This is a genomic window from Roseburia sp. AF20-18LB (genome assembly GCF_003461185.1).
GTDB lineage: Bacteria > Bacillota > Clostridia > Lachnospirales > Lachnospiraceae > Roseburia_C > Roseburia_C amylophila.
This window is the reverse complement of sequence record NZ_QTWP01000001.1, coordinates 991949-999894: the sequence shown is the minus strand read 5'-3', so window position 1 is coordinate 999894 and position 7946 is coordinate 991949. Positions and strand designations below refer to the sequence as shown.

The 7946-nt window shown below is 42.6% G+C and carries 9 protein-coding genes; 7 read left to right on the top strand and 2 right to left on the bottom strand.

Going from position 1 to position 7946, the window contains the following annotated elements; genetic code table 11:
* Positions 1-120: 120 nt before the first annotated feature.
* A complete protein-coding gene (locus DWX65_RS04750; RefSeq protein WP_242997798.1) occupies positions 121-1479 on the bottom strand; it encodes an MATE family efflux transporter in 1359 nt (452 codons plus the stop codon).
* Positions 1480-1758: 279 nt separating this feature from the next.
* On the opposite strand from DWX65_RS04750, the gene DWX65_RS04745 reads away from it, so the two are divergent.
* The 4 genes from DWX65_RS04745 to DWX65_RS04730 are packed head-to-tail and all read left to right on the top strand — an operon-like array spanning position 1759 to position 3583.
* On the top strand, positions 1759-2262 hold the full coding sequence (locus tag DWX65_RS04745; protein WP_117697773.1) for an RNA polymerase sigma factor: 504 nt from the start codon (positions 1759-1761) through the stop codon (positions 2260-2262).
* A gap of 1 nt (position 2263) precedes the next feature.
* Entirely contained in the window at positions 2264-2722 is a 459-nt protein-coding gene (locus tag DWX65_RS04740; RefSeq protein WP_118172893.1) for a hypothetical protein, read from the top strand.
* 1 nt (position 2723) lies between these two features.
* Positions 2724-3260: a hypothetical protein gene (locus tag DWX65_RS04735; RefSeq protein ID WP_117841592.1), complete on the top strand. Its 537-nt coding sequence runs from the start codon at positions 2724-2726 to the stop codon at positions 3258-3260.
* 5 nt (positions 3261-3265) lie between these two features.
* Positions 3266-3583 carry a LiaF transmembrane domain-containing protein gene (locus DWX65_RS04730; protein WP_117697767.1) on the top strand — a complete coding sequence of 106 codons (318 nt, stop codon included), beginning with the start codon at positions 3266-3268 and terminating at the stop codon, positions 3581-3583.
* 24 nt (positions 3584-3607) lie between these two features.
* Here the strand turns inward: DWX65_RS04730 and DWX65_RS04725 are convergent, their stop codons facing one another.
* Complete coding sequence (locus DWX65_RS04725; protein ID WP_118172892.1) at positions 3608-4504, bottom strand: AraC family transcriptional regulator; 897 nt, start codon at positions 4502-4504, stop codon at positions 3608-3610.
* 153 nt (positions 4505-4657) lie between these two features.
* On the opposite strand from DWX65_RS04725, the gene DWX65_RS04720 reads away from it, so the two are divergent.
* The 3 genes from DWX65_RS04720 to DWX65_RS04710 all read left to right on the top strand — a co-directional run bounded on the left by DWX65_RS04720 (position 4658) and on the right by DWX65_RS04710 (position 7697).
* Positions 4658-5593: a glycoside hydrolase family 113 gene (locus tag DWX65_RS04720; protein WP_117947157.1), complete on the top strand. Its 936-nt coding sequence runs from the start codon at positions 4658-4660 to the stop codon at positions 5591-5593.
* A gap of 195 nt (positions 5594-5788) precedes the next feature.
* The gene (locus tag DWX65_RS04715; RefSeq protein WP_117841595.1) at positions 5789-6034 is read left to right on the top strand and encodes a hypothetical protein; all 246 of its coding nucleotides are present in this window, start codon (positions 5789-5791) and stop codon (positions 6032-6034) included.
* A 67-nt stretch (positions 6035-6101) separates the two neighbouring features.
* Positions 6102-7697, top strand: coding sequence for a GH1 family beta-glucosidase (locus DWX65_RS04710; RefSeq protein ID WP_117697761.1), 1596 nt, complete (start codon positions 6102-6104; stop codon positions 7695-7697).
* Positions 7698-7946: the final 249 nt, after the last annotated feature.

Sequence of the window (7946 nt, the reverse complement as noted above, 5' to 3'; positions counted from 1 at the left end):
ATCGTTAGATTTTTTGGTCTAACTTTTAGGGGTCGGTACATAAAGCTGGCTCCATAAAAATACCCCGGAAACAGAAAGATTCATTCTTTGGAAGAAGGAACCATCTGCTTCCGGGGTTTTCTATACTGCACTTTTTCGGAATAACTTCCTGCGCAGCAGGTAATAGGCAAGAAGCATCATGCTTCCGGTCAGTACCCAGGAAATCGGATAGATAACCATAACTACCCAGAACTCATGGAAATACCGGCAGACGGTAGATACCCAGATGAGCCGTAGGACACAGGAACCGAAAACGGTAATCAGTGCAGGCGACAGGGAATGTCCCAGTCCACGCATGGCGCCTCCGCTGATTTCATAGGTAGAAGTCAAAAGCTCTAAGGTTGTTGCAATTAACAGGCGCTGGACGGCAAAGGTAAGTACCTCCGGGTCGTTGCTGTAAAGGTGCAGGAAGAAGCCCCGTCCTAAGATGAAGACACCGGAAAGGAGTCCGCAGAAGATAAGGGAAAATATCATATTTAAACGGAATACCTTTTTGCAGCGGTCATATTTACCAGCACCGTAATTCTGGCTGGTGAAAGTAACAGTAGTCTGGGCAAAAGCATTTACCACAAAATAGGAAAAATATTCAAAGTTTAACGATGCGGCAGAACCAGCGACAGCATCAGAGCCGAAGCTGTTAATGGTGCTCTGGATGCAGACATTGGCAATGGAAAAGACCATACCCTGCAATCCGGCAGGAACGCCGATGACAAGAATCTTCTTTAATTCATGCCAGGAGATGGCAAGTGCCTTTGGCTCTAAACGAATCGGATCATCCTCATGCAGCAGGATGTAAATCAGGATTCCGGAGCTTACAATATTCGAAACCACGGTAGCGATAGCAACACCGGATACGCCAAGGTGGAAGGCAATGACCAGAATAAGATTCAGCCCGGTATTGATAACACCGGCTGCAATCAGTGCATAAAGCGGCCGTCTGCTGTCTCCAGTACTCCGGAGAATCGAGGAACAGAAGTCGTATAACAGAATGAATGGCATACCAAGGAAGTAAATCCGAAGGTATAAGACCGCAAGGTCAATGACATCATCCGGCGTTCCCATCAGTACCAGAACCGGTCTTGCAATAAACTGTCCCAAAACCAGCAGGAAAATGCCGCCAGCCAGAGCCACAACAATGGCAGTGTGAATGGCTGCTTTGATATTCTTATGGACACCCTGACCGATATATCGGGAAATAATAACATTCGAACCCAGTGAAATACCGATAAAAAGGTTAATCATCAAAGCAATCAGGGAACTGTTGCTTCCCACGGCAGCTAAAGCCTGGCTGCTGGCAAAGTTGCCGACGACAGCGGTATCCACAGAGTTAAAAAGCTGCTGTAAAATACTGCTGGCAGCCAGCGGCAGCGCAAAAATCAAAATTTTATTCCATAAAGGTCCATGTGTCATATCAATGGAGTTTTTCTTCTTTTCCATCATTTAAATCCCTCGTATATTAGATGTATTGGCAATCGCGAAAGAAAAAGATTCTAAAATATTTTAAGAAATAAATCTTTTGTTTCTTTTTCTTTCGCAATTGCTCTATCATTCATGATAACCACAGTGATTATAGTTTCACGGAAAAGAAAAGTCAATAGAATGGATTCTGGATAGAATAAATAAAAAAAGATTGATTTTTTGAAAAAATTGAAGACAATAGAAAAAGATACTCGTTATATATTATGAGAACGTTCTTAAGAGACAAGGAGGTGGATAAAAATGTGTCAGGAACCATTTACGCAGATGGTTCATAAATACCAGAATCTGGTATTTTCTATTTGCGTTAAGATGACCGGAGATTACTTTGCAGCAGAAGATTTGACGCAGGAAACATTTTTATCTGCCTACCAGCACAAGGAAGAGTTCGACGGTAAGAATGAGAAAGCCTGGCTTTGCAGGATTGCTTCGAATAAATGTATTGATTACAGCAGACAGGCGGCAAGGCGGATGGTACCCACCGAAGACGAAGTCTTAGGAAGTCATCCGGCGAGAGCAGGGGGACCGGAAGAGCAATGCATCGAAGAGGTGGTCCGGGAAGAACTGCAGGAAAAATGCGGACAGTTGAAACCACCTTATGATGAAATCGCAAAGCTGTACTTCTGTGAAGAACATCCTGCCGGCGAGATAGCAGAGTTAAAGCAGAAGAATTTGAAAACCGTGCAGACACAGATATACCGGGCGCGGGCAATGCTTAGAAAACTATATGGAAAGGAGCGGAGCTGATATGAGAAAAGAAGATACACAGGAGTATTTAAGTGACGAAGCGTTAGAAGCACTGATCCGGGAAACAGAAGAAGGACCGATGATAAAAGCACCGGAATATTTAGAAGAAAATATTCTACATAAAATTGAGCAGCAGCAGAAGGTTATTGTATACAAAGAAAAAGTGTCAGCGAAGCGGAAGCTCCTGACTTATAGCATGAAAGTAATGGTTGCGGCGGCAGCGGCAATCGCATTTCTGATTGTAGTTCCTACGGTGGAGCAGCAGAGTAGACCGGACATGGAAACTTATGTGGCAGAAGCAAAAGAGCAGGTCAATAAGGACTTACAGGAACAGAAAGAGAAAGCGAAAAAGCGTAGTGAAGAGCAGAATTTCTTGCAGAGCGTAAATGATGCGTCCAGTGCATTTTGCAATTTTATTACTGAGACGACAAATGGATGGTTTTTAAAGGAGGAAAGATAACATGACGAAAAAGAGAAATGGATTTTTAAGATTTTGCTGTTCCCTTTTACCGGGAGCAGGGGAAATGTATATGGGATTTATGAAAATGGGCTTAAGCCTGATGTCGATGTTCTTTGGCATTATTGTAGCAGCATCCATTTTTGAACTTGGACCGCTGGCAGTGCTTGCAGTAATTGCATGGTTTTACAGCTTCTTCCATGTACACAATTTAGCAGGCTTATCAGATGAAGAATTCTATGCCGTGGAGGATGAGTATTTATTCCATTTAAGTGGAGAAGGCGGGAAAGATAAATCCTTTGTAAAGCGTTATCATACCATTATTGCAGTCGTGCTGATTCTGCTTGGTATTATGTTAATCTGGAACAGTTTCTATTGGATGATTGCAAATTTAATTCCGGATGAAACGGTCTGGGTACTTCAGGAAATCAGTTACCGGCTTCCAAGACTGCTGGCAGGAATTGCAATTATAGCAGCAGGAATTTATCTGGTTCATGGTAAGAAAAAATCCCTTGAGGAAGAAGAGAAAAAGGAGGCATAAGGAAAATGGATGAGAATGTGAAAGAAGTACGCACCCACAGAGTGGGCAGCATTACCTTAGGCAGTGCACTGGTTTTATTTGGAATCCTGTTTCTGGTGCATCTGTTTGTGCCGGTATTGACCTATGAAATCATTTTCCATATTTGGCCATGTATCTTTATCCTGCTTGGAATAGAAATTCTTCTTGCCAACCGGAAGAAGAATGTGGAATTTGTCTATGATGGTAAGGCGGTATTCCTTACCATCACATTAACCTTCTTTGCCATGCTGATGGCAGGAGCAGATGTGGCAATTCAGCAGGCAGATATCTACATGCACCTTTAAGAATGCAGCATTAAGAATGTACCTTTAAGAGGAATGCTCCTTCCGGTATTGCTTTGGCGTCATTTTGTGCTTGTTTCGGAAAGCCTTAATAAAATGGCTGCAATCGGAAAATCCGGTTTCCTGACTGATATAATTCAAGTCAAGATTGGTAAAGAGCAGCAGATCCTCAGCCTTACAAAGGCGGATAAATTCAATATATTTTTTACAGGACTGGCCATAGAGTTCCCGGAAGCTTTTGGCAAAATAGGAATAACTCATATTACACATTCTGGCAAGGTCTTCCACCTTTAATGGCTCCTGGGCATGAGCGTCGATATATTCCGTAATGGAATGTATGGACGCTTCTTCTGTATTTTGCGGAATAGCCAGAGATTTATCCGTATTAAAACCCTGTGCCCGCCAGATACGCAGGATAAAGGTTAAAAGGGAATTAATCTGGGACTGTACCAGAATCCGGTAACCGTATTCCTGCTGCTGCATTTCGTGTTCACAGGAGGAAAAGATTCCGGCAATGGGATAGTCTGTTAACATCGCTTTGGAAAAATATTTCGGAGCATGGGAATCACCCTTCGCCAGATTAAAAAGTGATACAAAATTAATCCCAGAAAAAGTGGTACTTAATGCATTGCCGGATGGTGCAAGCTGGTTTAAGTCAAATTTCATGACATAATAAACCAATGGCTGCTCTGTGGCAGTATAGATAGAATGGATTGCCTGCGGAAGAAATAACGTCATATCACCTTCTTCTAGTACATAAGTATCATCATCACAGTTGATGATGGCGGTGCCCTCTAACATATACAGAATTTCAACAAAATAATGCCAGTGGGACCGGATAGGAAAAGAATGGATTCTCGTATTAAATAAGAAACATTCAAAAGGAGCATTCAGCCGGTCGCTGTATTCAAAAAGTGAATTCATAAAGTCGTCCCCCAATATATCTGAAATAAATGAATTCCTGTTATAAGAGATTTTTACTATTTTTATAATAAATCATTATAGCAAGATTCCAGGGTGAATGCTATAGTTTCCATCATAAAAAGTCATTGAAAGAGGAGAACGGAAACACTTACCATGGAATATATCTGCGGCATGACATATGCACCATTTGCAAGAAAAGGGAGCTATCAGGAGAAGAGTGCTTTTGACAGCTTAAAGAAAATGAAAGAAAATACCAACAGCAATTTTGTTATTTTAGCACCAAACGGCTTGCAGGATACGGCACAGTCGGAAGAGATTGGTTATACTTCTGAAGCAACGGTGTCAGATGATGAATTAAAGGGCATGATTGATTATGCGAAAGAGCTTGGCATGCGTGTGGCATTAAAGCCTACGGTAAACTGCAAAAATGGAACCTGGCGTGCCCATGTCAATTTCTTTGATGAAGACGTAGTCTGTGAACCAAAGTGGTGTAACTGGTTTGAATCCTATACAGAATTTCAGCTTCATTATGCAAGGCTGGCAAAAGAAATGGGTGTGGAAATGCATATTGCAGGCTGCGAAATGGTTATGGCAGAGCGCAGGGAAGCAGAGTGGCGGAAGCTGATCGCTGATATCCGGAGTGAATTTGACGGACTTGTTTCCTATAATACCGATAAATATCAGGAGCATAATGTGAAATGGTGGGATGCAGTAGATGTGATTTCTTCCAGTGGCTATTATCCGTTGGAGGACTGGGAGAACCAGCTTGACCGGATTGAAGCGGTGGTAAAGAAATTTCAAAAACCATTTTTCTTTGCAGAGGCAGGATGTATGTCTATCGTGGATTCTAATAAAGTGCCAAATGACTGGACGGTGCAGGGAGAAGCAGATGCTAAGGGACAGGCAGACTGGTATGAGGCAATGTTTGAAGCCTGCTTAAAAAGAGAATGGGTGAGGGGCATGGCATTCTGGTCCTGGAACAGTCATCTCTACACGAAGAATGCTGCCCTAAAGAGAAAAGATTATGAAATATATGCAAAACCAGCGGAGAAAATCGTGAAAAAATACTACGATTCTATTCAAAAGTAACAAAAAGTCAAATGACTTAAAACAAACTGTTATGTCATATGGAATCCGTACATTCTGATTTTTTTTAATAAAATAGATTTCTACCATTTTTAAGGTAAAACACTCTATCCCGGAACAGTTGTTTCGTGGTAGAGTGTTTTTATAACGAAATCGATTGAGAAATCCTTCTGCAATTGTGAAAAATGATATATTTTTATGATTAGAATATATCTGAGAGGTTTGCCGAAGTACGAATGCATTTTAAGGGCTGTTAGGGGCACCTGGAATTTTGTCCGACATCTGGCAACACTGGCACAGGGAAGTGCCAGCGAGGCACATATGAACATGGAAGTGAATTTGTGCCGGTTGCCGGAAGAAAGAACAGGTCTCGCAAAATTCTTAGTGCCCCTTGCAGTTCTTATGCGGCATCCGTGCTCGGTAAACTGCGCAGATATTGCATAAAAAAATAAATGTCATTTTTTACAATAGCAGAAGAATAACACAAGAAATAGAATCAGGAGGAAAACAAATGTTTCGAAAAGATTTTGTATGGGGCGTTGCCAGCAGTGCCTATCAGGTAGAAGGAAGAGACAAAAACGATGGCGCAGGAACCTGCATCTGGGACACCTTTACCGAAGAGGGAAGAACTTTCGAACATCATAATGCCTATGTCAGTGCCGATGACATGCACCGTTATAAAGAGGACTATGCGCTGATGAGAGAACTTGGTGTGAAGGCATACCGTTTTTCCGTAAGCTGGGCGAGACTGATGCCGGAGGGAAGCGGAAGAGTCAATGAAAAAGCGGTGGCACTCTATCGTGATATGATTCTTGAAATGAAGAAAAACGGCATTGAGCCATATATGACACTTTATCACTGGGAACTTCCACAGGCATTGGAGGATAAAGGCGGCTGGCTCAATGAAGAAATCATAGATTGGTTTGCAGAATATGCAAAAGTAGTAGCAGAGAATTTTACTGATATCTGCGACAAGATTTTTACTTTGAATGAGCCACAGTGCTTTATCGGACTGGGATATTACCGTGGTATTCATGCACCGGGAAAGAAAGTCACACCAGAGGAAAGCTTCCGGATTGCGCATAATGCATTGCGGGCACATGGAAAAGCAGTTATTACTCTCCGGAAATATGCAAAGCAGCCGATACAGATTGGCTATGCACCAACCAGTGGGGTGGCATATCCGGCAAGTAATTCTCCGGAAGATATTGAAGCTGCAAAGAAGGTATATTTTGGCTTTTATAATGATGTCGACAACTGGACCTGGAATGTATCCTGGTATTCCGACCCGGTTATTTTAGGACATTATCCAAAGGAAGGTCTTGAGAAATACAAGGAGTATCTGCCGGAAATCACGAAAGAAGATATGGAACTGATTCACCAGCCCATTGATTTTTACGGTCAGAATATTTATAACGGATATCTGGTTCGTGCAGGAGCAGATGGAGAGCCGGAATTTGTAGACCGTCCGGCAGGATTCCCAAAGACTGCCGCAGAATGGCCGGTGACACCGGAATGCCTATACTGGGCAGGAAAATTCCTCTACGAACGTTATCAGCTTCCGATTTATATTACGGAAAATGGAATGTCCTGTCATGACAATGTGGAAGCAGATGGCAGTGTACATGATGCCAACCGTATCCAGTTCTTAGATGAGTACCTTGGCAATCTGCAGAAGGCGACGGATGAAGGAGCAGAGATTGCCGGTTATTTCTTATGGACTTTTTTGGACAATTTCGAATGGCATGAGGGCTATTCCGAACGGTTCGGAATTATTTATGTGGACTTTGCAACTCAGCAGCGTTATGTAAAGGATTCAGCATTCTGGTATAAGAAAGTCATGGAAAGCAATGGAGCAGCGTTATCCTGCAACCAGCCGGATAGAAAAATCCGGATAGAGCGTGGTGCTGCAGAAGTAACAGGTGCAGGATTTAAGGTAGAGAGGGAAATGGATCTGCTGCTTTCTGACAGCACAGATGTCATTTATGTGGCATCCGGCAGCGGTTTAATTGGCAGCATCTGGGTAGATACCGGAGACAGACTTACGATACCGGAGGGCATCCGGAAGATGCATTGCAGTGGAAAAATGACACTGGTGCAGGCGTAGCATGAAAAAATAATTGTTTCTTCTAGACCAGAGAAAATGAGAATAAAAAAAGTTTCTTTTATTCCGATGAGCAATCAGAAGGAATAGAAGAAACTTTTTTTGCTTTACAGGAAATTGCTTTCCTGTAAAGCAAAAAACGCTCCACGAGGATGCGCACTGCGGCGTATAAGGTAGATGTCGCAAGCGCCCGCCGCAGGCGCGGGAATGTGCAAGGCACATTCTTTTTTAATGTTCAGATACATTTTAGAT

Coding starts and splice junctions, on each gene's coding strand:
- DWX65_RS04750 (WP_242997798.1), bottom strand. CDS start 1,479: ATGATGGAAAAGAAGAAAAACTCCATTGATATGACACATGGACCTTTA.
- DWX65_RS04745 (WP_117697773.1), top strand. CDS start 1,759: ATGTGTCAGGAACCATTTACGCAGATGGTTCATAAATACCAGAATCTG.
- DWX65_RS04740 (WP_118172893.1), top strand. CDS start 2,264: ATGAGAAAAGAAGATACACAGGAGTATTTAAGTGACGAAGCGTTAGAA.
- DWX65_RS04735 (WP_117841592.1), top strand. CDS start 2,724: ATGACGAAAAAGAGAAATGGATTTTTAAGATTTTGCTGTTCCCTTTTA.
- DWX65_RS04730 (WP_117697767.1), top strand. CDS start 3,266: ATGGATGAGAATGTGAAAGAAGTACGCACCCACAGAGTGGGCAGCATT.
- DWX65_RS04725 (WP_118172892.1), bottom strand. CDS start 4,504: ATGAATTCACTTTTTGAATACAGCGACCGGCTGAATGCTCCTTTTGAA.
- DWX65_RS04720 (WP_117947157.1), top strand. CDS start 4,658: ATGGAATATATCTGCGGCATGACATATGCACCATTTGCAAGAAAAGGG.
- DWX65_RS04715 (WP_117841595.1), top strand. CDS start 5,789: ATGATTAGAATATATCTGAGAGGTTTGCCGAAGTACGAATGCATTTTA.
- DWX65_RS04710 (WP_117697761.1), top strand. CDS start 6,102: ATGTTTCGAAAAGATTTTGTATGGGGCGTTGCCAGCAGTGCCTATCAG.